This is a genomic window from Cytobacillus solani, from assembly GCF_006704205.1.
In the GTDB taxonomy this organism is placed as follows: Bacteria; Bacillota; Bacilli; order Bacillales; family Cytobacillaceae; genus Cytobacillus; species Cytobacillus solani.
In genome coordinates, this window is record NZ_CP041305.1 from 2,259,187 (window position 1) to 2,283,848 (window position 24,662).

Consider the following 24,662-nt stretch of genomic DNA (forward strand, 5'->3'; position numbering starts at 1 on the left):
TGCAAAATATGAGTAAATAGACTAATAGGATTGATTAATATGTTAATAGTATTTACACCAAGATAGCAAAGGAGACTTCCAATGACGGTTTGGCTAAAATCAGCAATTAGTGATTTTGATGTAAGCTCTGCAATTGAAGAGGTTGGGTACATCGATTGGGGAACGAATCATCATATTTTTGCTGGTGATATTGTTTATATTTATATGGGAAGACCAACACAAAAAATTTCATATAAGACAGAATGTGTGAAAGATGATCTAACAGAGAAGGAGTTAACAGATTATAGTCAGTTCTATCGCGTTCCATTATCGTCTTCAGCTGTTTCTAATCGAGTATCAAAAAAGTATATTCGTTTAAAGCCTTTAATCAATTTAGAAAGTTGTCTAGGTGAGGAGCTTTCTTTAAATGAACTTGTTGCAAAAGGGATGGCAAAATCTTATGTACGAGATACGAGAAAATTAGAGAATAAGCCGGATCTATTAAAATACATATATGAAGTAGAAGAAAAGCTAGAGATGGATTCGATAGATTCATTGGTACCGAAAGGGACACCAACTACAGTTGCAGAACGTATCGTGAAAACAAGAGTTGGACAAGGACTATTTAAGCAAAAGCTGTTATTGGAATCTCAGGAATGCTGTATCTGTGGCCTTACTGACATGAGTTTATTAATAGCTAGTCATATAAAGCCATGGAAAGACTGTACATCAAATGAGAGATTGGATAAGCATAACGGACTTCTGCTTTGTCCCGCTCATGATGCTCTGTTTGATAAGGGCTATATTACTTTTAATAACAATGGGAAAGTGGTTATTTCCTCAAGACTGGATGAAACAACGAAAAGGTTAATGAATATTGAATCGAGCAGTAAAATAAAACTATCCAAAAATAATAAGAAGTACATGGCGTTTCATCGAAGTAAGATTTTTAAATGACAAATTAGAGGTAAATAGCATTCAAAAAACTTCGTGTGGAGGTTTTGTCATTGGAGAAAATAGAAATTACAGAGAAGGAATTAGTTGATTGGGCTGATAGCTTTTCTCCGAAAAATAATAAATGGATTGTCGCTAACTTTCCGAAAAGAAGTCCTAGGGAATTTTAGAAAAGACGATCAATTTTTTAAGGAAATAAGTAAAGATTGTGGGATTTATTATTTTGTTAAGGAAAACAAGGTTAAATATGTGGGACAAAGTATAAATTAAAATCCCCTTTCTATAATCATAAGGATTCAAACGAGGCTTATTGTTTCGATTTTTATATTGTTACTGATAGTAAAAAGCCATTAGTTGTTGCCGATTTGGAGCTATTAGTAGAATACTTTAGAAGAATTTTAATTCTAGCAAAAAAGAATAAAGGTTGATTTTAATACTGCAGATATTAGCTGCAATATTACATAAAAGGACTGGGCGTTTGCAAGAAAGAGCAACCGCCTAGTCTTCGGTCATAGAAAAAGCAGTTATCGGATTAGGACTTTTTCTAAGGGTAAAAATAATCCACCATCTTGTATCCTAATCCACTGTCTTTTCTATTGCTAAGAATAAAAAATCTCATATCTTTGTCATATCTTCTAGCTGTTCGGCTTGCTTAATTTTACAATTAAAGGATGCAAGTTTGTCTTTGATGAGTTTTGTTCTGCCATTGCTGTATATGATGAAGGTTTGGCGGTTGAGGCTGCTTGTTCTTTTGATGTGAACGGGGTTGTACCAGACGCACTCACTATGCTTAGATGATAGGGTAGGAAACAAGACAATTCGATCAATTGGGTTGACTAAGATGGGGCAAATATAGATATTGCCCAGCAGACTTCTAGCTGTCTTCGTGGCGCCCTTTAAATCATATCCAACGCATATAATGTTGTCATTGATAATTTCAAGAGGTGATTTGTCGACGATGAAGGTTCTTCCTGTTTCTGTGACGAGGGTGCACAGCTTTCCGTTGCGGTCATAATAACCTGTCATTTCCATGAAATGTTTGTTGATGGTATAGCGGCTTTCCATAAACAAGCGAATCGACTCCTTTATGTAAAATATTCACTACTCCATTTGAACATTTGACCAATTGGGATCCTTTTCACGAATCCGAGCTCTTTCTGCATCCATCTCAATTTCCTTCAAAAATTCAGAAGGCTCCATTCCTAAGGCTACGGCTAGGGAGCTAATTGTACTCAAAAGAGGCTCTTGCTGATTATTTTCCAGTAAACTAATTGTTCGTGTATCAAGGCCACTTTCCTCGGCGAGATCCTCCTGTGTCAGTAATTTGGACTTCCTTAGCTTCTTTAAAGTTTCACCAATATATTTTAGATTCCAGATTTCCATGATAAACCTCCTTTCTATGATTATTAGATAATATTAAGGTGAAATCTTACAGATATAGGACTGCATAAATGTTGGGTAAGGTAAACTTTTCTATTATTCATAATATCCAAAATTTGTTTAAAAACTAGGTGTTAATCCCTATGGTATGCGGTTTCTAAATGGAGCTGGGTTATGGAAAATAAATTGTTACATTCTCATGAACAATTATCTTTTCACGTAAAAAATAATAAGGATAGTCGAATTTTGCTTGTACAAACCACCATCATATGAAAACACACAGGGAAAGCGAAGTTGTATATAAATAGTTTATATGAGGAAGCAGGAAAAGGTTGTGATATTAGCCTCCTGATTCCTAAAAAACTTACAATACCTTATTTTCTTTGATTGCTTTTCTTAGCTTATCCGTGGCAGCTGTTCTCCAATTTTTCACGGCCGATAATGAAACCTTCTCCATTGCGGCTATTTCCTTCACATTGAATCCCTTTAGGCATGTATAAAGAACCCATTTCGTCTGATTCTCAGTCAGGGATCCAGCCTGGCAATAGGAGAGGAGAATGTCTTCTTCCAATGGGCAGAGGCTGAACTCATCTTCTACGTAATCCAGGAACTCCTCGTTTACTGGACATGTATTCTCCATGTGCCTATTCGATTGATTCATTTCTGTGAGTAGCCTTCCCTTGATAAAGGTGTAAGCATAATTGGTGAAGTTCCCTTTCTCTGGATCAAATCGTTCATATGCCTCCCATAATGCAATAAGACCAATCTGGAAGAACTCATCCTTGTTCATAAAAATATTTAGGGACGAAATAATTTTGTAAATCATCGGTGTATATTGCTTCTTGACCTGTTCAAAGCTTTCCATCATGAATCCCTTCAGAAAGCGCGCTTTGCTCGTGTATTCCCGGGTTATCTACACCATAATGGAATGCTGAATCTTCAGCGAACAGGTTAAAGTCTAATTTTAACCAGGAAAAAGTGGGAAGGATGAAAAATTGGCATCAAAAGAGAAAATTGACCGAAAAAATAAGATGTTAGGACGAAATTGAATCAATCGCTATATTTCTTTCTAAAAATCAATTCCTCTTGCCCCTGTCCGGTAGAAAAGCCCAGATCAAATAACTCATCAAAATAGAGCTCCTCTAATTTCTTATTTAAGATTCCATAGAAGTAAGCAATAGGGTTTGCTACCCTATTGGCTGACTTCATTTTCCGAATCAGCTGCTTAAAGGAATGGATCGCTAAAGAAGTTATCAGGTCAGTTTCACTCTCCCTGTTATGTCGGTAAGCGGCGATGGTCGTCATTCTCCAAAATTCTTCAATCTCCTTGGCGACAGGAAAGAAGCATTTCATCAGTTGGACGAATGCACGAGGAACTCGGTCACTTGTATAGGTATGGTCAAGTTCAGTCTCTTTACGTTTATTTTTATCTTTAATTATTGTTTTAGAAAGATTGATAGCTTTATTAAGGGAGTTCATTTTTTCCTCTTTAGGTGGTTCACTGCTGGGAAAACAATTAAATACATACAAATTACTAGACTGTGACCCATTTCTTCTTTCTGTTTCATAAATCGTTAGGATGCCTAACGCTGACACCTTGGCAACCATTCGTTTAAACGTAGATCGGGAAATCCCGTTTCCGCCATACTCTTCATGAATGGCTTTTAACAAGGTACCGATTTTCGCATTACATACACCCGGCACTTTCGCAGCGAAGCGGATGAGCCGCTTCAGCCCAACTAGTTCTCCTTTCGTAAGCTGGTCCTTATGTACAGCCAGCCACATTTCGATATGCGTATTAAACTCCTGAAGATTCCTAAATTGTGAAAACGACTTAAACTGTTCTACATTGCCTGATTTTAAATTCATCTCTATGCACCACCCTTTTATTGCTATATATCTATTTGGGTGGAAATGGGACAGGATGAGTGCTCATTATTTTTAGACAAGGAAATTTTATTAGCGGGCATGCTGAAGCGCTTGCATTAAAAAGGGACTATAAAAAGATGATGAAATTATTAGAACATGCACAATTGAAGCGTCCAGATTACTATGCATTACAAGATAGTATCGATATGATCGATAGACTATTGAATATGAGGATGTCCTTGGCAAAGTTAGTGAAAATATAAAAAGGACTCAATTTCAATGAAGTTTATGCAACTGTAGTTGCTATTGTATCTGATGAGGAACGAAAAAACGGCTCAACCATTTTAAGCAAATACAAAGCCACTTATGAAATTCGCTATGAAAATGATCAGCTGAAACTGATATCTGGGAAGGCGGAGAAGATTAATTAGGGGGTACGATGTATTGTTTTGTTGAGCAAGACTTAAGGGAAATAGGACAGGTGAACTAAAGAAAAGGCTCTGGAAATATTCAGAAGCCTTTTCAACTATTGTTATTCATCGAGATAGCTTTATTCAAAAATATAACCAATCACATCCAACGCCTGTTCAACTGTCTCTACTGTTACATTTGCCTTATTGGAAAGTTCCTTTAACGGGTGGATTAATGATTCCGGTCGAATGATAATGGTTGGTTTATTCAACGTTATTGCTGTTGTGGCATCCATCGCTGTATTCCATTGTTTATACTTTTCGCCAAACAATGCAATCACGATATCGGCCTTCTGCATTAATACTTGTGTTCGGAAATTGTTTATATCAGATGCTGCATCATCCTTATAAAGGTTGCTAGGTTGTTTCCCTAGAATCTCTTCACCGATATTATCTGACCGGTCATGGTTTGTTTGAGGTGCCACAAATATTAACGGAAGATTTTTCGCCTTTGCTTTTTTCTCTAATTCCTCTCTCCAATTATCATGAATCTGTCCAGCTAAATAAACGGTTAATTCCATTAATATCCCTCCAAGTGCAATTAGTCTACTCTATCTTATAAAACTTTGTTGGAATTTTCAAAAATTAATGTGTGGTAGGAACTGCTATCTCCGTCAAGATGAGTATGATGAAGGCCCAATCTTGTTCAGAAAACAAAGAGATTGTCTTTCATCGCAGCAATGAAGGCCCCATTTTAGTCGGAAAACAAGGAAAGTGTCCTTCATCGGGGTAATGAAAGCCCAAACATGGTCGGAAACCAATGGAAGAGTCCTTCATCAGGTGAATGAAAGCCCAAACTAAGTCGGAAACCAAATGAAGAGTCCTTCATCGGTTCAAAGAAAGCCCAAACTTTTAAGCGAACAGTTTGGGTTTGGTGAACAAGAACAATTGAATCAGCAAAAATCTCTAATCCCTGTAGATGGATCTACAGGTTTTTTGTATTTTTATAACCTTATACGGAATCAATGATTTTCGTAGTATATGTTCGCCATATAATAATACTTGCTTTCAAATAATCAGAAACTTATAAAAAATCATAAAAATGTATTTACAATATTTTTTGTCATGGTATTATTATAAAAACGTTACAAAATTTAGAATAGTGGTTCTATAATCGAACCACAAAGGGTGTGTGAATTTGAGCTCGAAAACAGTTAGTAAGGCCCTTAGTATATTGGATGCATTTACTGCTGAAACCCCATCATGGGGATTGAGGGATCTTGCGAGATATTTAGATATGAGTCATACGATTGTTCATCGTATTCTCTCAACATTTGAGGAGAAGGGATATGTTGTTCAAAATACCGAAACAAACAAATATGAATTAGGGATCAAATTTATGGAGCTGGGCAATGTGGTTGAAGAAAATCTGAAGATATCCGAGATGATTCAGCCCATTATGAAGCGGATTGCTTTAGGGACAGGGGAAAGTGTAGTCTTGACCATTATTGATAATGAAGAAGGTCTATACCTGAAAATCGTTGAGAGTGAAAAAAGTGTTCGTTTTTCGGAATCGGTTGGAAAGAGAAGTCCCTTGTATATTGGTGCTTCACACAAAGTGATTCTAGCGCATCTTCCCCCAGACATTCAGAGCAAAATTATCGATCATGGGATAGAAAATAAAGCTAGACAGATTAATACAAAAGAAAGCTTCCAAGTTTTACTTGAATTTATTAAAAAGCAAGGCTGGTTCTATACATCCAGTGAAACGTTTGAGGAAGTGGCTGCTGTATCTATTCCTTTATTTGATAAAAAGAATAATATTCTAGGCTCTTTATCAGTTGCTGGCCCAGACTATCGTTTAACAGATGAACAGGCAAAGAAAATTCTTCCTATACTGAAAGAATATCAAGAAAATATGAATTTCATTTTAAGCAAAGTCTTTTTTCCATCTAGAAGAAATTATTTAATGAATAAACTATCTTAATGGAGAGGAGGGAGTTAGTTGGATAAGATTCTTGAAGTGAAAAGTCTTGTCACAGGTTATCAAGGGAAGGATGGGTTTGTAAGAGCTGTAGATGGTGTTTCTTTCGATATTAATAGAGGAGAGACCATTTGTATTGTAGGTGAATCAGGCAGTGGGAAAAGTGTAACATCCATGAGTATTATGCGGCTAGTAGAATATGAGAATGGAAGAATCATCGAGGGCGAAATTAAATTCAATGGCGAGGAACTGACGACCAAAAATACCGAGGAAATGAGAAGGATAAGAGGATCGAAAATATCGATGATCTTTCAGGAACCTCTAACTGCACTTAACCCTGTTTTTACAATCGGCAAACAAATTACAGAAGCCATTCTTTTTCATCACCCGATAAGTAAAAAGGAGGCTTGGCAGCGAGCGGAAGAACTTGTTCGTCTTGTAGGAATATCAGATCCTCAGGCTCGCTTGAAGCAATATCCACATGAATTATCAGGCGGGATGAGGCAGAGGGTAATGATTGCCATTGCTTTAGCTTCTGAACCGGACCTTCTCATTGCTGATGAACCAACAACTGCCTTAGATGTTACCATTGAGGCGCAAATACTAGAGCTTTTACGGAAATTACGTCAAGAACGTAATATGTCCATCCTGCTCATTACTCACGATATTGGTGTTGCTGCCGAAATGGCCGACCGAATTATCATTATGTATGCAGGAAAAGTGATGGAAATTGCTAAAACAAAGGATATTTTTGATCAGCCACTCCACCCGTATTCAAAAGGACTGCTGGAGTCCGTTCCAAAGATGAACGGAGAACGCGGGGTACCTTTAAAATCAATTAAAGGATCAATTCCTAGTTTAAATGAAATTCCAAGCGGCTGCCGTTTTTCTCCACGCTGTCCATTTGCAACAGATAAATGCCATACAGAAGAACCGCTTTTAGAAATGAGAGGGGAAAGACAAGTTGCATGCTGGCATGTAGATTATCTGATCGAAAATAGTTTACTTCAAATTGAAGAAGAAGGGGGTGTATCTATTGAATCCTAATCAAAAGAGCTATTCTTCTGACAACTCAGAACCACTTCTAAGAATTGAAAATTTGAAAAAACACTTTCCAATCAAAGGAGGCGGTTATTTTAGGAAAGAAAAAAAGGCAGTGCTGGCTGTTGATGATGTGTCCTTTACGATTTATAAAGGGGAGACATTAGGTTTAGTCGGTGAGTCAGGCTGCGGGAAATCAACACTTGGCAGAAACATTTTGAGGCTGCAGGAGCCAACAGAGGGTCAGGTTTTCTTTAATAATACGAATATCTTATTACATAACAAACATGAACTTAGAAAACTGCGAAAACAGATGCAAATTATCTATCAGGATCCTTTTGGCTCGTTGAATCCTCGCTTTACAATAGGACAAATTATAGGCGAAATGTATGAAATCCATGGCATTGCGAAAGGAGCTGAAAAGGAAAAGAAAGTAAAGGAAATGCTTGAATTAGTTGGACTGGATCCTAGCCGTTACAATAGCTATCCGCATGAATTTTCTGGGGGGCAGCGGCAAAGAGTTGGCATTGCAAGAGCGCTTGCGCTAAATCCGACATTTGTTGTAGCAGATGAACCAGTCTCTGCACTTGATGTGTCAGTTCAATCACAAGTAATCAATTTATTGATGAAGCTTAAAAAGGAATTAGGCCTTACCTTACTTTTTATCGCACATGGTTTAAATGTTGTTAGACATATATCAGATCGTGTAGGTGTCATGTATTTAGGAAAACTTGTTGAGCTGTCAGAAACGGATAATATCTTCGAGAGTCCAGCCCATCCGTATACAGCAGCACTGTTATCAACAGTCCCTGAAGCAGATCCACGATTGAAAAAAGAGCGAATAGTTTTAAAAGGAGAAGTCCCTTCTCCAGCTAGTCCTCCATCTGGTTGTCGTTTTCGAACAAGATGTCCACTTGCAGCAGAACGATGCAAGAATGAAATGCCGCCATTAGTAGAAGTACGCAGTAAACACCACGTCGCTTGCCATTACCCACTAGAAGAAGGACAAACACTAAAAGAAGCCATTGCTTCTAGAAAAGAAGGACAATTGTCCATTTAATTATCTGAATGTTTTTTTAAACGGAATAATCAGTCTAAAAATAAAAAATAAGGAGTTTTTAAACATGACACAAACAACTAAGCAAGGAAACAAGAAAATGTATGACGGATACAAATCTTTTCAGTATTTAGAAGCTGGTGTGGATTATAAAGAGTATAAATTATCGAAAGAAAATGATCGAGTGGAACCTTACGTTTATCCTGTCTCGGCAGATGAAGAAGAAACCGTTCAAGAAATATTAGAACAGGATTATATCGTTTCCATGCATGAACATACATTTGTTATGCCAGAGAATTTACAAGAGTTCTATGAATTTAGACGTCAAGGACGTGATTGGACAGGCTTTGAAGCGCTTAGCCAATCCGGATTGGATGTTATATTCGAAAACTTCATGGATGGAACAGCGATGATTACTTCTCAGGCAGGATGGAAATGGTCAGATGTCATTCATGATTTGGGTATTCGTTTTAGTGATATTGCTCATCAAGACATGGTCATTAAAGCAGAGCGCATCTCGGATTTATATCGCGCGAAAAAGGAAGGGAAAATTGCCTTTGTTGGGGCATTGGAGTCTTCAACAATGATTGAAAACGAACTCGATCGATTAGATGTTTTATATGGGTTTGGGATCCGTACGATGGGGATTGTTTACTCTGAAGCCAATCAATTAGGAGCAGGTTTAAGAGAACCGAATGATGGTGGTTTAACTGTATTTGGTAAGCAGGCTGTTCGTCGGATGAATAAGCTTGGAATTACGATTGACGTGTCACATGCAGGGGATAAGACATCATTAGATACGATCGAGGCGAGTGAAAAGCCTGTCACAATTAACCATGCAGGGGCTCGTGCGCTCTGGAATACAAAACGCTTAAAACCTGATGATGTGATTAAAGCTTGTGCGGAAAAAGGCGGGGTTATTGCGATTGAAGCTGCTCCACATTCAACGATTACACATAATCACCCAGCACATAATATCGAATCATTCATGGAGCATTTTGAGTACACTGCCAATTTAGTGGGGATCGACCATGTGGCTTTTGGCCCTGATACATTATTTGGGGATCACGTAGGTGTTCACGATCTCTTAGCTGGTCAGCTTTCCATCAAGAGTGCTCAAATGGCAAATCTGCAAAAGGTTGAGTATGTGAAAGGGCTTGAAAACCCAGCTGAATGCTTCCCTAATATTGTTCGCTGGTTAGTGAAGAAAGGCTATAGCCGTGAAGAGATTCGTAAAGTTGTTGGCGGAAATATCTTCCGTGTGTTGGAGGCTACTTGGGCAAAATAATTTAATTTGAGAGGGTAGATAATCATGAAGAAAAGCAAATGGAAATTTTTAAGTACCCTATTGCTCTCCGTTATTCTTCTTGCTGCATGCTCCTACGGAGGAGAAAGTACAACTACAAGTGGAGAAAAAGAAAATGGAAGCAGTTCGGCGAGTGGACCTAAGAAAGGTGGAAAGGTCTCCATTCCGATTGTAGCAGATCCGACATTTAACCCCTGGCATCCGAACGCATACGCAGAATCAAATGTCATCAACAGAGTATTATTCTCAGGGTTAACACAGCCAGGAAAGGATTTAGCACCTTCACCTGACTTAGCCACAAAATGGGAGGCATCAGAAGACGGCCTTGAATGGACCTTCTATTTAAGGGACGATGTTCTTTGGCATGACGGGGAAAAATTCACGGCAGAGGATGTTGCCTATACGTTTAATGAAATTGTATTAAACAAAGAGTTAGGGGCAAATAATGCATCTTACTTCCAAAAGGTAAAAGAGGTTCAAGTAGTGGATGACTTCACAGTAAAGTTTATGATGGAGAGTCCAGTAGCGGCTTTACCAGCTTATTTAAGCTTTAATACAGAGATTGTTCCGAAGCATATCTTTGAAGGGAATGATCCTTGGGAATTAACCTCTTTTAATAAGAAGACCCCTGTCGGAACCGGTTCATTTAAGCTAAAGAGCTATACTTCTGGTCAAAGTGTTGTTCTCGAACGCAATGAAGATTTTTATGGAGAAACTGCACTTCTTGACGAAGTGGAGTATAAAGTTCTTGCTGATGCCAATACACATGTTGCCCAAATTTTAAGTGGCGAGCTCTCCATTTTTGCTTTAGATGATTTGGCTGCACTTGACCGAATTGAGAAGGCAAAAGGTGTAACTGTTGAGGGAAGAGAGACTACCCGCTTCTTCTGGCTTATCGTGAATCAGCAAATTGAAAAATATCAGGATGTACGGGTTAGACAAGCACTCCTTCATGCCATTGACCGTCAAAACATCATTGATACCGTGCTTAAAGGATATGGAACAATTGCCGATGCGGGGATTGCCCCCGCATTGAAGGAATATTACACCGATGATGTTACGCGATATGAGTATGATCCGGAACGTGCGAAAGAACTTCTTGCTGAAGCAGGTTGGGAAGACACAGATGGGGATGGCATTGTCGATAAAGATGGAGAGCCATTTAAAATTGACTTCGAAATAGGGATTCAAGGTGACTTGGAGGCTGTTTCCCAAATGGTCCAGCAATATCTCGTGAAAGTTGGCCTGGATGTTAAATTAAATGCGATGGAATGGAATGCGATGGTCCAGGATGTCGTTGTTAATCGAGATTATGAAATGAGCTTAAACTGGTGGAGATATCCTGCTGATCCAGATTTATCAGCTTATATGCATTCAAATAGTATTAAGGGAATGAATATTCCTGCTTATCAGAATCCAGAGTTGGATAAGTTACTTGATGCGGGTGCACAAGCGAGTGATGTGGAGGATCGTAAAGGAATTTATACGGATGCGCAGAAATTAATGGCGGATGAACTGCCATATATGTTCCTTTGGTACCCGCAAGAAGCGCAAGTACGCGTTGATAAACTTAAAGGGGTTCCAGAACTTGCATTTGGGGATGCTCTTCATTATATCCATGAGTGGTATATCGAAGAATAGTGAATAGGATATGGAAGTGTGTGAACAACACACTTCCATTCCACTAACAAGGAAAGGAAGGAGGAGATGAAGTGCTCAGATTTTTGCTTAATCGATTGGGACAAAGTGTAGTTTTATTACTTATCGTGACAGTCATCACCTTTTTTCTAATTAACCTTGCCCCCGGTGGACCAGCAAGCACGATGAGAATGGAAGCATCTCCGGAAGAGCGTCAAGCAATGATTGAGAAATTAGGATTGGATCAGCCAATATATATACGCTACATAGACTGGATTACAAATGCGGTTCAAGGCGATCTTGGAATATCCTTCACTTCGAGTGAGCCTGTTATTCAGCGAATTTCAGAAAGACTGCCTTATACAATTGAATTAACGGTTTTCACAATCGTTATTTCTGTTATTATTGGCATTCTTTTGGGAGTATTATCAGCTATAAAACGAGGAAAAGCACAGGACCATATCATAAATTTTATGAGTGTCATAGGCTTGTCTGTTCCAGCATTTTGGCTAGGGCTTATGCTAATCTTGCTATTTTCAATTACCCTTGGCTGGCTGCCTTCATCAGGTGTTGGATCTCGTGGGGCAGATTTTGATTTATGGGGCTGGATCTCTCATTTAATTTTGCCTGTCCTTATTTTAACCACGACCGTACTCCCAAATATTGTTCGATTTACACGCTCATCCATGCTTGAAGTAATCTCTCAAAACTATATTCGAACGGTTCGGGCAAAGGGAGCGAAGGAATCAATTGTCTTATATGTTCATGCTTTGCGTAATGCTTTAATACCAGTCGTTACAATAATAGGTGTTCTTATTCCCCGTCTTTTAAGTGGCGCCGTCATTACTGAAGCTATTTTTGGATGGACAGGAATTGGAACGTTAATTATTGAAGCAGCGAGAGGAAGGGATTATCCTCTTGTGATGGGTGTTACGGTCATGATTACGATTGTAGTTGTTGTGTGTAACTTATTTGTTGATCTTGTTTATTCTCGAATTGATCCAAGAGTGAAAAATGTATAAATAGATCTGGGGAGGTGAGATGGAATGGAGGCTTCTACTCAAACGAATGTAACGAGCGGAGCAGCGGTAAAAGTCAAAAAAAAGAATACGTTACTCAATCGATTGCTTCAAAATAAAGTTGCCTATTTTTCATTTTGGTTTTTGATTATATTACACATCATCGTATTTATTGGACCTTTAGTCTGGACTGTGAATCCAGAAGAGTTACAGGAGATTGGTGCCTTAGCTAGCTGGTCATTACAGCATCCATTCGGAACAGATGACCTTGGCCGTGATGTATTTGCTAGAATGCTTCATGGGGGAAGAGTGACATTGCTTGTTGGTTTAGCAGCCATGCTATTCTCTTTATTTATTGGCACCTTTGTCGGAGCATGTGCTGGATTTTTTGGGAAGTTTGTAGAAGCTGTGTTTATGAGAATTACAGAGGCAATGATGGCGATTCCGAATTTTTTCTTTGTTCTTGTCGCCTTAACTGTACTTGGTACAAGTCCATTTATGGTCATTGTGGTCATTGCTTTATCTAGCTGGATGGAAATTGCGAGGGTTGTATACGGGGAGACTCTGAAATGGAAAGAGTATGAATTTGTTGAGGCAGCTAATGCATCTGGTGCAAAGTCGATGAGAATTTTAACAAGATACATTATTCCTCAAATTATTCCTTCTATTATTGTATCAGGAACCTTAACAATTGCCGCAGCTATTCTAACGGAGAGTGCCATCAGTTATTTAGGACTGGGAATACAGCCTCCGACTCCAACATGGGGCAATATGCTGCAAAATTCACAGCAATATATTTGGACGGCACCTGTACTTGGGATTTTACCAGGGGCTGCCATTACCATCGCAGTGCTTGCTTATAATTTCTTAGGAGATGGCCTACGCGATGCACTTGATCCACGATTTGTTAAAAAATAATGAAAGGAGCTACGACAATGTTTATTACGATTAACGATAACGAGCTTTACTATGAAATTCATGGGAATCCTGATGGAGAGACTATTTTTTTTATCCATGGAGCTCCTGGTTTAAGTGATTGCCGTGGGGATATTAAAGCTTTTTCCCCGCTCGGTGATACATACCGTCTTGTATTTATGGATATGCGGGGATCTGGCCGATCAGGGGGAAACCCGCCATTTACGCATGAACAATGGGCAGCAGATATCGAAGAAATGAGGAAAACCTTAGTTGGCGGTCCAATTAAGATTCTAGGTGGATCCTATGGAGGATTTCTAACGCTTGAGTATGCGCTGCGCTATCCGGAAAATGTTACTCATGTGTTATTACGTGATACGGCTGCCAATAGTGAATTTGATCATCTTTCTGTTGACCGGGCTTTAGAGAGTCATTTGCCAGGGATAACAGAGCAGGGCATTCGCCGGCTATTCGATGGGAAAGTAGGATCGAATGAAGAACTAAAGGAGATGTTTACAGCTATTCAACCGCTTTATACGGTCGAATTTGACGCAGAAGCAGTCAAAGCACGTTTGGATTCTATCTATTATCGCTATGAGACGCATAATTTTGCTTTTCGCTATAATAAACCAGCGTTTAATTTAGTTCCAGATTTGCACCAAATATCTGTTCCCACATTAGTGACTGTAGGCAGACATGACTGGATTACACCAGTAGTTTGCTCAGAGCTCATTGCTGAGAAGGTACCTAATTCAAAACTCGTTATCTTTGAAAATAGCGGACACTCCCCTCAGCAAGAGGAAAATGAGGCATATTTAAAGTTAGTTCGTGAATTCCTTCATGCGGATCTTTAATGAAGAATCAGCTTTGACCTAATCATTCATGGATATTTCATTAATAGACAAGTCTTCGTTTTCTCTTAGATGTTTGATATAATTTACATCTGGCACTGCTAGCATCCTTTCAATTCTCCACCTGTTATGATCTCGACAATCAAACAGTAGAGGTTATTTTTGGAGCAGGCAAGCCTTTTTTTATGCAGCTAGGTTCTGCACATAATCTCTGCAAAACTCTGTCCTTTTTTTTGCAATAAACAGATATAAAGGGAAACTTTCACGCTCAGTACAATGAAACGAAAAAAAGAGGGACTGACTGTTTCCTAAAAGTAAAAGTCCCTCTTACCTATTTCTATGTTGGGGGTTGTCACCTAAACTACGTGATTATGGTTACAACTTTACAATATTTCTTTCTCTTGACTGATAATCGTAAATTCCTACAAATATAGATGCTTTGTTTGAATTCTTAGTTACATCAAAAGTGATGTAGTTTCCTTCATTTCCATTTCCATAGGCGAAAATCAACAAATATTGATAGATCTTACTGGTCTTTTCTCTCGCAAATATATCGCGGTCGCGTTGCACCCATCCTTTGTGGATTTGTACGTTCGTTTTGATTGAAACATCTGTAATTTTGTCAATTTCTAATTCAAAAGTGTGCTCATTTCTTTCGAAAACAATCTTATCATTACATCTATAAACGAACGTATTAGTACCCGTATTTATTGGGAGACCTGACACATGTTTTAACTTTAAACATACATCAGCACCTAGTTCTTTTATTCTTGCTTTTGAACCAGGTGTTAATTTTTTTCTTTCCCTTCTAAGTTCTATTTCCCTCTGAAGAGATTGGTTATTGTTATAGGATAGGAGTTTTTTTATTAAAAAGGATTCAAGTATGACCAAAAAAACCAAAAAAACTAAAACTATTGCATAGTCACCTGCTTGGTAACTGATCATGTTAATAAAAACACCCGATACAAATATCACAAGATACAAGCCAACAAGTACAGTACCTATTAAATACAAATTCCTTTTCAATAGCATCCTCACTTGACCTCTTTTCCTTATAGTTTTTTTACAAATGTTGAAATGGTAATTTCTCTTCACTTCGCTATTTAGTTTTCATGTGTTTACTAACGCATGTAAATAATATTCAAAATCTGATTTTCTTCTACTTAGAGTTCGGGTTTATTCCCTTTAAAAACATGTAGCTCGCTTAATATGTTGTCTATTAAAAATAGTTCAGGTAAATATAGTTTTAAAATTTTGAACTGAGTATTTTTGATTAACGTCACTCCACTTTAAAAGTAACTCCAGTACTTCCATTGTAAAGGAATTTATTGTTGTCTGAACAAGAATTTCCTAATTTTGCTAGTGTTTTTTATGTGATTATTACATAGTTATTGAAAAGTTTGTTTTAATGGGAACATTGACTATTAAAGCGAAAAATATATGATGGACAGTTGGATTTCAAAATCTAGTGATGAATAGAAGAATTAAGAGATATTCTATAGATTTTATTGTCATTTGTACCGATTTATAAATTATAAAGGCTGTCTTATCACTTAAAAAATACATTAAGTTCAATAAAACTGCGGGGGAATAAATGTAGAAATCTACAAACTTGGCCTAAACTCAGCTAGCTGTGAAATAAAGGACAGTTTCCCTGTTCCTCTATTCAAGGGGAATCAGTTGAAAACTAAGCAACATTTGCGGAACCATTCCCATGTTTTTTGCATGTTCTCTGGACAATCCTCATATGGATAAATGAGTGTTTTTTGTCTGAAAATATGGGGTGGTCGAAATGTTTGCTCGAATTGCTGCTGTTGTGCTTGGAGGCATGCTGCTGGGGATTGGGATTAATGGTTTCTTAGTTCCGCATCATTTACTGGATGGTGGAATTATCGGCCTTGCCCTAATTTTGCATTATTATTTTGATTTTCAAGCTGGACTGTGGTCGGCATTGTTAAGTGTCCCTCTTATTCTCTATGCATGGGCGAAAGATAGACCCCAGTTTCATGGCAGTGTTTACGGGATGATCGTGACTGCGATTTTTATTGATATATTGGCCCCTATTCAATTTTCCCTGCCGATCTGGGCGAGTGCTATTTTAGGAGGGGTGATTTGCGGAATTGGAGTTGGATTGATGCTCCGTAATAAGACTAGCACTGGGGGCACTGACTTGATCGCTTATTTCATAGCCCAAAAAACGCCGATAAATATTGGACTGCTTATCGTTTTAATGGATGTTTTCATTGTCGGACTAGGATCTCAGGTATTGGGCCTACAGAGTGTTTTGTTTTCCGGCATCACCATATTAACTGCGGGTGTCTGTGCGAATATCTGTTATGAAGGATTATAGAAACACCTGGGGTGGTTCGATAGTGTTAATCAATCGTTTGATTAATTGGGAAAGGCTGTTGTGAAGAGTTAGCCGAAAATATAATTTTATTAATAATTAACACAGCTGACCGATATATTAATTGTAAAATAATTTACAAAAATGGAGGTCATCTACAGCATGAAAAAACACATAATAGTATCTCTATTGATGGCTACAGGATTCCTATTATCAACCGTATCAATAACCGAGGCATCAACAAAAGTGATGTGGGGGAAAATGGAGCTGAGACCCGGACAAATTGGGAAAGTGACGATTTTAACAGATACGGCCATATGGAAGGTTAAAGGTGGGGTCCTGTCAGAAGACAGAAAACTAAAGAAGGGTCAAGTATATAGAGTTTATCGTTATGTAGATGTCGAAGACGGTTTGTATAGTGTGGGAGATGGAGACTTTGTCTTTTCCGGTGTGGTAAAGTATGAAACCCCATCTAAAGCGAAGCTAGCCCTTTTAAAGAAAAAAACACAGCGTTAGGTATTGAATTGTAGCTAAGGGGTTTATCTCTTAGCTCTTTTTTATAGGTTTGGATTATTGTTGTGTAATCAGAAACTGCTTTGTCATGATGTGAAGCTCTTATTCTATAATCAGCTCAAGTTCAGACAAGATCCGAAGAAAAAGGCATGCTGGAGTCCGAAGGTGGATCAAGTTCAGACAAGATCCGTAGAAAAGGGCATGTTGGAGTCCGAAGGTGGATCAAGTTCAGACAAGATCCGTAGAAAAGGGCACGCTCGAGTCCGAAGTCAGTTCAAGTTCAGACAAGATCTGGAGAAAAAGGCATGCTGGAGTCCGAAGTCAGTTCAAGTTCAGACAAGATCAGGTGAAAAAAGGAGACCTGAGTCCGAAGGTGGTTCAAGTTCAGACAAGATCCGAAGAAAAAGGCACGCTGGTGTCCGAAGGTGGTTCAAGTTCAGACAAGATCCGTAGAAAAAGGGACGCTCGAGTCCGAAGGTGGTTCAAGTTCAGACAAGATCCGAAGAAAAGGGCACGCTCGAGTCCGAAGTCAGCTCAAGTTCAGACAAGATCCGTAGAAAAGGGCATGTTGGAGTCCGAAGATGGTCCAAGTACAGACAAGATCCGAAGAAAAAGGCATGCTGGAGTCCGAAGTCAGTTCAAGTTCAGACAAGATCCGAAGAAAAAGGCATGCTGGAGTCTAAAGTTAGCTCAAGTTCAGACAAGATCCGTAGAAAAAGGCACGCTCGAGTCCGAAGGTGCACCGAAATTAAACTACCCACATCCAATTCCTCACAAATGCTGTAAAAATAGTAATGCGTACTTGATCAAATTCTACTTAAAACCCAAAGTACACAGTCGCGTTTCCTCTTTATTTTAACCACTAAAAGAAGTTGCTAAAAACCCACCCTTGAATTACCATTTAATTAGGAATAAAAAACCAATATGAGGTGAGCCATTATGCCAAAACGCGCATTAATTAATATTGACTACACAGAAGATTTCGTCGCAACTAATGGAGCTTTAACATGTGGAGAGCCGGGGCAGGCACTAGAAGATAAAATAGTCGATTTAACGAAGGAATTTATCTCAAAAGGGGACTTTACTGTATTTGCTGTTGATGTCCATGAGGAAGGAGACCCCTTTCATCCAGAAACCAAGCTATTTCCTCCACATAATATCCGACATACAAGTGGCAGAGATTTGTATGGTGCACTAAAAGAACTGTATGAAACGAATGAAGGATTGGAAAATGTATACTTTATGGATAAAACAAGATATTCGGCATTTGCCGGAACGGACCTAGAAATGAAATTACGTGAGCGTGGAATTGAAGAGATTCATTTAGTAGGGGTTTGTACCGATATTTGTGTTCTCCACACAGCGGTAGATGCTTATAACAAAGGGTTTAAAATGGTTGTTCATAAAGAGGCAGTTGCATCCTTTAATCAAGCAGGGCATGAGTGGGCTTTAAGCCATTTTGAAGGATCGCTTGGAGCAACGGTTATTTAGTTTTATATAGTGCTAGGCAATGCTTGAAAAATGTAAGAATAAGTTAATCCTAAATACAAAGCCATAACAGGGGTGAAGCAGTGAAGAAACTATTGTTATTGCCATTTATGCTTTTGCTGCTAATGGGATGCAATGTTAACGATGGTAAATTGACATTTTCAGAGATTAATCCAGAAAAAGCAAGTGCCACAGTGAAAGACTTTATTACTCAGATGGAAATAAATGAAGATGGAACAGGGAATGGGATTTATATACTTAATGTTAAGAAGGATAAGTTTTATTTGTTTTTAAGCCAGGAATTTCTTGATAAAGGGAAGAGCTTTGGTTCAATCGATGTGAAAGAAGAAGAGGACACACTTACTATTTATTTGAATGAGCGCTCTGATAAAGGGCAGGAAAATCAAGTGATGCAAAAATTATACGAAATTCACCGACCGAAAGACTACGAGTTCCTTCGTGTATTTAAAAATGGCGAAGAAACACATATCCAAACTGTAGGGGCCTAATTGTCTGGCGCTAATCGTGGAGAAAGACCTTACAGATCTGAATGTACCATAGCTAAGGAGATTTCTCTTAGCTTTTTTTGGCTACAAATGTTCGTCTATCTTAAGAGAATGAACAGCGTGACAGGGAGCTTTTCTCCAATCTTGTTACCTATATCAAAGAAGAGATGAAATTTGAACATGCTCACATATCTATGTTTTATACGGATAAGGATTTTTAATAGAAGTGGATGTCATAATGAAAAAGGATCAACCTTCCCATCAGGAAGATTGATCCTTTTTCATGTAGATTAATAGAATCTCTTAAACCCATCAAAATGCTTCTGATAGTAAGCATCACTAAGCTTCGTAATCATTACACCTTTGGATGTGCTGGCATGAATAAACTGGTTATCGCCCATGTAAATGCCCATATGGGAAATTCCTGGTTTATACGTATTTTCAAAGAAGACTAGGTCCCCAGGCTGTGGAGTATCCACATAATAGGAACGGCTATAATAGCCCTCAGAAGAAAGGCGATTAATGGTTTTCCCCGCTTTGTTAAATACATAATAAATAAATCCGCTGCAATCAAAGGCATTCACGCTAGCCCCGCCATATAGGTAAGGAGTACCGATGAGCTTGATTGCCTCATCTAATAAAGGCATACCCGTATTCGTTACTTGCTCGTTAGCCTCGGGCTTTTGCTCAGTTGCAGGTTGCTTTCCTTGGCCGTTGACTGCCAATGATTGACCAACATAAATTAAATCAGATTTTAAGTTGTTTAAGGTTTGCAGCTGCTGAACCGTTGTTCCGAATTGAGAAGCGATTCGTGATAGGCTATCGCCGCTTTTTACTATGTATGCTGTCTGATTACTATTTCCAGAAGGGGCAGGAGTGGGTGCAGGTGCTGGTAAGGATTCTTCCACCACAGGTTCTTTCGATGGAGCTGTAGAAGAAGCAGATACCTTCAAACTTTGCCCTGGATAAATAATGTCTGATTTTAAGCTATTCCACGCAATGAGATCAGTTAATTTGATTCCATGCTTCGCAGCAATTTTGCTAAGATTGTCACCTTGAACGACTGTGTAGGCTTGTACAGTTTGAGTCAGAGCGGAAGCGGCTGCTGCTGTTTTCGGAGCAGTGGGGGCAACGGCTTTCGCAACCTTTAGCGTTTGGTTATTAGCTAAGAAATCTGTTGTTAGATTGTTTAAAGATTTAAGCTCACCAATTGTCGTATTGTGCTTTTTAGCAATGCTAGAAAGGGTATCCCCCTTTTGTACCGTGTAGGTAGAAGCAAAGGCACTCGTTGTAAAGCTTGCTGATAATAGAGCAGCAGTTGCAAAAGTTGCGACTTTTTTCTTCATTCTTCTCTCAACCCTCCCAAAATAATCTATATTATGCATATTCTATCATACAAAACGACACCTGACACCATCAGCGGACAAAATTTACTAGTTTGTATGAATATAGTGGACATAATTTGCTGGTTTGTATGTGTACAGTGGACATTTTTAAGAAGGTAGTAAATTTGCGGGACAGAGGGGATAGGGAATCTGCCCCATTTTTTCCCTGGGAAAGATTGCAGCTATCTTATAAAAATCGAACACACCTATTAATCAAACGTTTGATTAGTAGGTGTGTTCGTATGTATTGCTTATAAAGTAAGCATTCAATAAAAGAGAACTGCTTTTATCTTTTTTACATAACCTCTGAATCCACAAGGATGTAAATGTTGTATAATAATAAAGAGGAGGTGAGAAAAAATGAACGAAGAAAAAATTGAAAGTATGTTATCTCAATTAATTACAATGGTAGGAACCATGCATTCAGATCAGCTGGAGATGAAGCAGGATCAGCAAGAGATGAAACAGGACATACAAGGAATAAAACAGGATTATCAAGAGATGAAGCAAGACATGCAAGAAATGAAACGGGACCAGCAAGAGATGAAGCAAGACATGCAAGAAATGAAACAAGACCAACAAGGAATCCATTTTAAAATAGAAAAGATGGAAACGAAAAGTGAAGAGCGTCATCAAGAAATATTGGCCCGTTTCAAAGTGCTGGAAAATGACCAAGATTTTATATGGGAGAAAACGGCACGGAATGAAAGGGATCTGGCTAACATAAAACGACAATTAAGTTAGTAAGAACAATATTTTTCCTCATTGTTTTCCACGAAATTATTTTTTCTTCTATAGAAATGAACTCCATCTTTATCGCATTCTGCAAACAAACACATGGATAATTCATAAAAAAGGTAAACAAAAGGAGAGCCGATCCAGTCAAGATTGCTCTCCTTTATATATGGCTTAAGACTTTTACTCCTGCGACTTCTTCAGCCTTCCAGCCTTCTTAGCGGCATCACGAAGAAGAAATTCTATATGGCTATTTACGCTTCTAAAATCATCAGCAGCCCACTTTTGCAAAATCTCATACAGTTCAGGGTCTAAACGTAATGGAAAACTTTTTTTCTTAGACATAGAGCCCACTCATTAATATAGTGTCCCCGTATTAATAACAGGCTGGGCTGGTTTTTCTGCTACAATGGCTACCAATAAATTATTAACCATTTGGACTTTGCGCTCATCATCTAACTCAATTGTTTTATCCGCTTCTAACTGTCTAATCGCCATTTGTGCCATTCCAACAGCACCTTCAACGATTTTTTGTCGAGCTGAAATAATGGCTGATGCCTGTTGGCGCTGCAGCATCGCTTGGGCAATCTCTGTTGAGTAAGCAAGGTGTGTTAATCTTGCTTCAATCACTTCAACCCCAGCAACATTCAGTCTGTCTTGTAAATCAGCTGTCAATTCATTGGAAACCTCTTCTGCATTCCCTCTTAATGTAAGATCAGCATCTTCAAACGTATCATAAGGATATTTCGTTGCCACATGGCGAATGGCTGTTTCACTTTGAATCTCAACAAATTCCTCATAATTGTCTACATCAAACACAGCTTTAGCCGAATCGACAACTTTGAAAACAATGACCGCAGCAATCTCAATCGGATTTCCTTCCACATCGTTTACCTTTAAGCGCTTGCTATTAAAGTTTCGAACCCTTAATGACACATTGCGACGCAGTGAAAGCGGCACAGTCAAGTATAGTCCATTGTTGCGAATCGAACCTAAATACTTACCGAAAAAAGTAACGACAGCTGCCTGATTTGGCTGAACAATTGTAATTCCGCTTGCCAAAAGGACAGCTACAACAAGTAATGGAATGGCAACGACAAATAGCTCTTGGCTAATTAAAAGCCATACACCAAGTCCAAGCAGCACGATGACTGATAAAATCCCAATAAAACCATTAACCTGAAAGACGTTTTTTTCTTTCATTTTAATCACTCCTCTCAATATCTAACTTATATTATTATGATATCACTTTTAGGAAATATTGTAAAATGTTTTTTCTGAAAAATAGATGTTAAGTAATGAAAGCTAGGACTTTAATAGACAATAAATTTTAGATAAATCCATCATTTTGCCTATTTTTTAAAATAGTATAAAAATTCATAATATTCTATTGACTTCCATTGAAGGCAAGACCTATACTTTTAAAAGAAGTGTTGGCTTCAAAAAATACCAATGAAGAAGTTAAAACATCAATCAAAGGAGGCAGAGTTTATTGAAGGATCAAGAGGAATTCATCGAGGATAGCAGGTTTGCTCAATGTGATAAGGAAATGCGGGTGACGATGTGGTTATTTGTGATTAACATTCTTCTTGTAGGTGGGGTATCCCTATGGATTGGCCTTAACAAACCAGCAGCTTCCATGAGTTATATTCTTGGCTTTCCCGCTTGGTTTTTTTGGGGTGGACTTGTAGGGAATGTGATTTTCTGTATTCTTCCTTATTTTATGGTGAAGTTTTTTTACAAGGATATGTCTATTGAAGCAGAGGATGAAAGGTAGGTGACGGTTTAATGAAATGGGATGTTCTTATACCGATATGTCTTGCTTTAATTGTTACCTTTGCAATCGGGATTGTACTGCATAAGCGTTTAAAGGTCAAGAATGCAAACTTTCAGGAGGATTACTTCATTGGCGGCAGATCTCTCGGACCGTTAGTATTAACATTTACTCTCCTAGCATCGGCTGCAAGTGCGGGTACATTTATAGGATCGCCAGGTGTTGCTTATAATTCCGGTTTTAGCTGGATTCTTATTCTCCTGACGCAAGTAGGGATGGGTGTATATATTTTAGGAATACTCGGGAAAAAATTTGCCATTGTGGCAAGAAAGATTAATGCAGTTACATTAACAGACTTTTTTAAAGAAAGGTACCAAAGTAGAGCAGTCGTGCTGGGGAGCTCGATTGGGATTATTATTTTTATCAGTGCGTATATGGTTGCCCAATTTGTAGGGGGAGCGCGGATTTTAGAATCCATTACAGGATTGCCTTATAAAACGGGGTTAATGATTTTTGGTCTGGCTGTTGTTCTTTATACAGTATATGGCGGGTTTAGGGCTGTCGCAATAACGGATGCCATTCAGGGGATCATTATGATTTTAGGCGGAGTCTTGCTTTGGATCTTCTTTTTTATTAAGACAGAGGGTTTTAGCGGATTAATTGGACAACTCGTAACAGAACATCCAGAAATGGTAGAATTGCCTGGACCATCAGGGGCAACACCGTTAATGCTGTTTTCTTATTTTATGCTCTTTGGGATTGCTGCCATTGGGCTGCCGCATGCATCTGTCAGAGGAATGACCTTTAAAAATACGGAATCCATGCATAAATCAATTATTTACAGCGGGCTTATCATGGCGCTTTTTACCATTTTCTTTGCCACTCTTGGTCCATTTGTAAAAGTATTATATCCGAATTTATCCGTACCTGATATGGCGTTGCCGACACTTATCCTGGATATCATGCCTGGATGGGTGGCGGGAATCGTATTATCAGCTCCGCTCGCTGCCATTATGTCGACGGTCAACTCCATGCTGCTTGTAACTAGCGCCTCCGTTGTAAAGGATATTTATTTGAATTATATTAACCCGAAAGCCAGTGAAAGAAAGATTGCTAAACTATCATATTTTACGACTCTTATTATTGGTGTTGGCGTTGTATTATTCGCCTTAACGCCTCCAGACTATTTGCAATTTATTGTGGTGTATGCAATAGGCGGGCTTGAAGCAACTTTCTTTGCTCCAATTGTATTCGGTCTTTATTGGAAGAGAGCGACCACATGGGGTGCGATTATTTCGATGTATGCAGGCTTAATAAGCTATATCTTGCTCGGAGAATTATTTCCAAACCCATTTGGGATGCAAACAATTGTTACTTCGACAGCTGTTTCAATCTTTTTAATGATTGCTGTCAGTTACTTATCAAAAAGACCATCACAGGAAGTCATTATTAAATTCTGGGGTTCGCAAAGGGCTGCAGCAAATAGTGGGAATAGGTCTATAAGCTAGTTC

The 24,662-nt window shown here is 38.5% G+C and carries 26 protein-coding genes; 17 read left to right on the forward strand and 9 right to left on the reverse strand.

Annotated elements, in window-relative coordinates:
• Positions 1-81 precede the first annotated feature (81 nt).
• Positions 82-936, forward strand: coding sequence for an HNH endonuclease (locus tag FI644_RS11480; RefSeq protein ID WP_056686712.1), 855 nt, complete (start codon positions 82-84; stop codon positions 934-936).
• A gap of 612 nt (positions 937-1,548) precedes the next feature.
• On the opposite strand, the gene FI644_RS11485 is transcribed toward FI644_RS11480, so the two are convergent.
• The 4 genes from FI644_RS11485 to FI644_RS11500 form a co-directional block, all read right to left on the reverse strand.
• Positions 1,549-1,998 (reverse strand): competence protein ComK, encoded by a 450-nt coding sequence (locus FI644_RS11485; RefSeq protein ID WP_246067069.1) that lies wholly within the window; start codon positions 1,996-1,998, stop codon positions 1,549-1,551.
• A gap of 36 nt (positions 1,999-2,034) precedes the next feature.
• A complete protein-coding gene (locus tag FI644_RS11490; RefSeq protein WP_142108347.1) occupies positions 2,035-2,316 on the reverse strand; it encodes a helix-turn-helix domain-containing protein in 282 nt (93 codons plus the stop codon).
• 361 nt (positions 2,317-2,677) lie between these two features.
• Positions 2,678-3,178, reverse strand: coding sequence for a sigma-70 family RNA polymerase sigma factor (locus FI644_RS11495; RefSeq protein ID WP_142108348.1), 501 nt, complete (start codon positions 3,176-3,178; stop codon positions 2,678-2,680).
• A 185-nt stretch (positions 3,179-3,363) separates the two neighbouring features.
• Complete coding sequence (locus FI644_RS11500; protein ID WP_142108349.1) at positions 3,364-4,182, reverse strand: hypothetical protein; 819 nt, start codon at positions 4,180-4,182, stop codon at positions 3,364-3,366.
• Between the two features lie 59 nt (positions 4,183-4,241).
• Between FI644_RS11500 and FI644_RS11505 the strand changes: the two genes are divergently transcribed.
• A complete protein-coding gene (locus FI644_RS11505; RefSeq protein WP_056686698.1) occupies positions 4,242-4,445 on the forward strand; it encodes a hypothetical protein in 204 nt (67 codons plus the stop codon).
• Positions 4,446-4,732: 287 nt separating this feature from the next.
• On the opposite strand, the gene FI644_RS11515 is transcribed toward FI644_RS11505, so the two are convergent.
• A complete protein-coding gene (locus tag FI644_RS11515) occupies positions 4,733-5,173 on the reverse strand; it encodes a YtoQ family protein (protein ID WP_056686695.1) in 441 nt (146 codons plus the stop codon).
• A gap of 617 nt (positions 5,174-5,790) precedes the next feature.
• Here FI644_RS11515 and FI644_RS11520 point away from each other — a divergent pair.
• From FI644_RS11520 to FI644_RS11555, 8 genes are all read left to right on the forward strand, one after another.
• Positions 5,791-6,579: an IclR family transcriptional regulator gene (locus tag FI644_RS11520; protein WP_056686692.1), complete on the forward strand. Its 789-nt coding sequence runs from the start codon at positions 5,791-5,793 to the stop codon at positions 6,577-6,579.
• An 18-nt stretch (positions 6,580-6,597) separates the two neighbouring features.
• Positions 6,598-7,623 carry an ABC transporter ATP-binding protein gene (locus FI644_RS11525; RefSeq protein ID WP_053478631.1) on the forward strand — a complete coding sequence of 342 codons (1,026 nt, stop codon included), beginning with the start codon at positions 6,598-6,600 and terminating at the stop codon, positions 7,621-7,623.
• Positions 7,613-8,677 (forward strand): ABC transporter ATP-binding protein, encoded by a 1,065-nt coding sequence (locus tag FI644_RS11530; protein ID WP_142108350.1) that lies wholly within the window; start codon positions 7,613-7,615, stop codon positions 8,675-8,677. Before FI644_RS11525 ends, FI644_RS11530 begins: the two co-directional genes overlap by 11 nt.
• 64 nt (positions 8,678-8,741) lie before the next feature.
• Positions 8,742-9,962 carry a dipeptidase gene (locus FI644_RS11535; protein ID WP_142108351.1) on the forward strand — a complete coding sequence of 407 codons (1,221 nt, stop codon included), beginning with the start codon at positions 8,742-8,744 and terminating at the stop codon, positions 9,960-9,962.
• 24 nt (positions 9,963-9,986) lie between these two features.
• Positions 9,987-11,621, forward strand: coding sequence for an ABC transporter substrate-binding protein (locus tag FI644_RS11540; RefSeq protein WP_142108352.1), 1,635 nt, complete (start codon positions 9,987-9,989; stop codon positions 11,619-11,621).
• A gap of 71 nt (positions 11,622-11,692) precedes the next feature.
• Positions 11,693-12,640: an ABC transporter permease gene (locus FI644_RS11545; RefSeq protein ID WP_053478634.1), complete on the forward strand. Its 948-nt coding sequence runs from the start codon at positions 11,693-11,695 to the stop codon at positions 12,638-12,640.
• Positions 12,641-12,664: 24 nt separating this feature from the next.
• On the forward strand, positions 12,665-13,555 hold the full coding sequence (locus tag FI644_RS11550; RefSeq protein WP_142108353.1) for an ABC transporter permease: 891 nt from the start codon (positions 12,665-12,667) through the stop codon (positions 13,553-13,555).
• Between the two features lie 17 nt (positions 13,556-13,572).
• Positions 13,573-14,406: an alpha/beta fold hydrolase gene (locus FI644_RS11555; protein WP_142108354.1), complete on the forward strand. Its 834-nt coding sequence runs from the start codon at positions 13,573-13,575 to the stop codon at positions 14,404-14,406.
• A gap of 372 nt (positions 14,407-14,778) precedes the next feature.
• On the opposite strand, the gene FI644_RS11560 is transcribed toward FI644_RS11555, so the two are convergent.
• On the reverse strand, positions 14,779-15,429 hold the full coding sequence (locus tag FI644_RS11560; protein ID WP_142108355.1) for a hypothetical protein: 651 nt from the start codon (positions 15,427-15,429) through the stop codon (positions 14,779-14,781).
• 766 nt (positions 15,430-16,195) lie between these two features.
• Here FI644_RS11560 and FI644_RS11565 point away from each other — a divergent pair.
• The 4 genes from FI644_RS11565 (at position 16,196) to FI644_RS11585 (ending at position 19,260) form a co-directional block, all read left to right on the forward strand.
• Complete coding sequence (locus FI644_RS11565) at positions 16,196-16,753, forward strand: YitT family protein (protein ID WP_075209256.1); 558 nt, start codon at positions 16,196-16,198, stop codon at positions 16,751-16,753.
• 159 nt (positions 16,754-16,912) lie between these two features.
• Complete coding sequence (locus FI644_RS11570) at positions 16,913-17,266, forward strand: hypothetical protein (protein WP_142108356.1); 354 nt, start codon at positions 16,913-16,915, stop codon at positions 17,264-17,266.
• A 936-nt stretch (positions 17,267-18,202) separates the two neighbouring features.
• The gene (locus tag FI644_RS11580) at positions 18,203-18,754 is read left to right on the forward strand and encodes a cysteine hydrolase family protein (RefSeq protein ID WP_082446748.1); all 552 of its coding nucleotides are present in this window, start codon (positions 18,203-18,205) and stop codon (positions 18,752-18,754) included.
• Positions 18,755-18,834: 80 nt separating this feature from the next.
• Positions 18,835-19,260, forward strand: coding sequence for a hypothetical protein (locus FI644_RS11585; RefSeq protein ID WP_056686667.1), 426 nt, complete (start codon positions 18,835-18,837; stop codon positions 19,258-19,260).
• A 287-nt stretch (positions 19,261-19,547) separates the two neighbouring features.
• On the opposite strand, the gene FI644_RS11590 is transcribed toward FI644_RS11585, so the two are convergent.
• Positions 19,548-20,603 carry a C40 family peptidase gene (locus tag FI644_RS11590; RefSeq protein ID WP_053478646.1) on the reverse strand — a complete coding sequence of 352 codons (1,056 nt, stop codon included), beginning with the start codon at positions 20,601-20,603 and terminating at the stop codon, positions 19,548-19,550.
• Positions 20,604-21,002: 399 nt separating this feature from the next.
• Here FI644_RS11590 and FI644_RS11595 point away from each other — a divergent pair, with 399 nt between their 5' ends.
• On the forward strand, positions 21,003-21,386 hold the full coding sequence (locus tag FI644_RS11595) for a hypothetical protein (protein WP_142108358.1): 384 nt from the start codon (positions 21,003-21,005) through the stop codon (positions 21,384-21,386).
• A 174-nt stretch (positions 21,387-21,560) separates the two neighbouring features.
• Here FI644_RS11595 and FI644_RS11600 read toward each other — a convergent pair whose 3' ends face one another.
• Together FI644_RS11600 and FI644_RS11605 are read right to left on the reverse strand one after the other, a co-directional pair.
• Positions 21,561-21,722: a type II toxin-antitoxin system antitoxin gene (locus FI644_RS11600; RefSeq protein WP_075209255.1), complete on the reverse strand. Its 162-nt coding sequence runs from the start codon at positions 21,720-21,722 to the stop codon at positions 21,561-21,563.
• A gap of 12 nt (positions 21,723-21,734) precedes the next feature.
• Positions 21,735-22,580, reverse strand: a complete 846-nt coding sequence (locus FI644_RS11605; protein ID WP_056686662.1) for an SPFH domain-containing protein — start codon at positions 22,578-22,580, stop codon at positions 21,735-21,737.
• Between the two features lie 289 nt (positions 22,581-22,869).
• Between FI644_RS11605 and FI644_RS11610 the strand changes: the two genes are divergently transcribed.
• Positions 22,870-23,154, forward strand: a complete 285-nt coding sequence (locus tag FI644_RS11610) for a DUF997 family protein (RefSeq protein WP_053478649.1) — start codon at positions 22,870-22,872, stop codon at positions 23,152-23,154.
• Between the two features lie 11 nt (positions 23,155-23,165).
• Positions 23,166-24,659: a sodium/pantothenate symporter gene (panF, locus tag FI644_RS11615; RefSeq protein WP_142108359.1), complete on the forward strand. Its 1,494-nt coding sequence runs from the start codon at positions 23,166-23,168 to the stop codon at positions 24,657-24,659.
• Positions 24,660-24,662: the final 3 nt, after the last annotated feature.

What these genes read in the sequence shown, in the direction of transcription:
- FI644_RS11495 (WP_142108348.1), bottom strand. Translation starts at nt 3,178, where the DNA reads ATGGAAAGCTTTGAACAGGTCAAGAAGCAATATACACCGATGATTTAC.
- panF (WP_142108359.1), top strand. Translation starts at nt 23,166, where the DNA reads ATGAAATGGGATGTTCTTATACCGATATGTCTTGCTTTAATTGTTACC.
- FI644_RS11480 (WP_056686712.1), top strand. Translation starts at nt 82, where the DNA reads ATGACGGTTTGGCTAAAATCAGCAATTAGTGATTTTGATGTAAGCTCT.
- FI644_RS11485 (WP_246067069.1), bottom strand. Translation starts at nt 1,998, where the DNA reads ATGGAAAGCCGCTATACCATCAACAAACATTTCATGGAAATGACAGGT.
- FI644_RS11600 (WP_075209255.1), bottom strand. Translation starts at nt 21,722, where the DNA reads ATGTCTAAGAAAAAAAGTTTTCCATTACGTTTAGACCCTGAACTGTAT.
- FI644_RS11555 (WP_142108354.1), top strand. Translation starts at nt 13,573, where the DNA reads ATGTTTATTACGATTAACGATAACGAGCTTTACTATGAAATTCATGGG.
- FI644_RS11580 (WP_082446748.1), top strand. Translation starts at nt 18,203, where the DNA reads ATGCCAAAACGCGCATTAATTAATATTGACTACACAGAAGATTTCGTC.
- FI644_RS11570 (WP_142108356.1), top strand. Translation starts at nt 16,913, where the DNA reads ATGAAAAAACACATAATAGTATCTCTATTGATGGCTACAGGATTCCTA.
- FI644_RS11500 (WP_142108349.1), bottom strand. Translation starts at nt 4,182, where the DNA reads ATGAATTTAAAATCAGGCAATGTAGAACAGTTTAAGTCGTTTTCACAA.
- FI644_RS11605 (WP_056686662.1), bottom strand. Translation starts at nt 22,580, where the DNA reads ATGAAAGAAAAAAACGTCTTTCAGGTTAATGGTTTTATTGGGATTTTA.
- FI644_RS11515 (WP_056686695.1), bottom strand. Translation starts at nt 5,173, where the DNA reads ATGGAATTAACCGTTTATTTAGCTGGACAGATTCATGATAATTGGAGA.
- FI644_RS11595 (WP_142108358.1), top strand. Translation starts at nt 21,003, where the DNA reads ATGAACGAAGAAAAAATTGAAAGTATGTTATCTCAATTAATTACAATG.
- FI644_RS11540 (WP_142108352.1), top strand. Translation starts at nt 9,987, where the DNA reads ATGAAGAAAAGCAAATGGAAATTTTTAAGTACCCTATTGCTCTCCGTT.
- FI644_RS11535 (WP_142108351.1), top strand. Translation starts at nt 8,742, where the DNA reads ATGACACAAACAACTAAGCAAGGAAACAAGAAAATGTATGACGGATAC.
- FI644_RS11590 (WP_053478646.1), bottom strand. Translation starts at nt 20,603, where the DNA reads ATGAAGAAAAAAGTCGCAACTTTTGCAACTGCTGCTCTATTATCAGCA.
- FI644_RS11490 (WP_142108347.1), bottom strand. Translation starts at nt 2,316, where the DNA reads ATGGAAATCTGGAATCTAAAATATATTGGTGAAACTTTAAAGAAGCTA.
- FI644_RS11550 (WP_142108353.1), top strand. Translation starts at nt 12,665, where the DNA reads ATGGAGGCTTCTACTCAAACGAATGTAACGAGCGGAGCAGCGGTAAAA.
- FI644_RS11565 (WP_075209256.1), top strand. Translation starts at nt 16,196, where the DNA reads ATGTTTGCTCGAATTGCTGCTGTTGTGCTTGGAGGCATGCTGCTGGGG.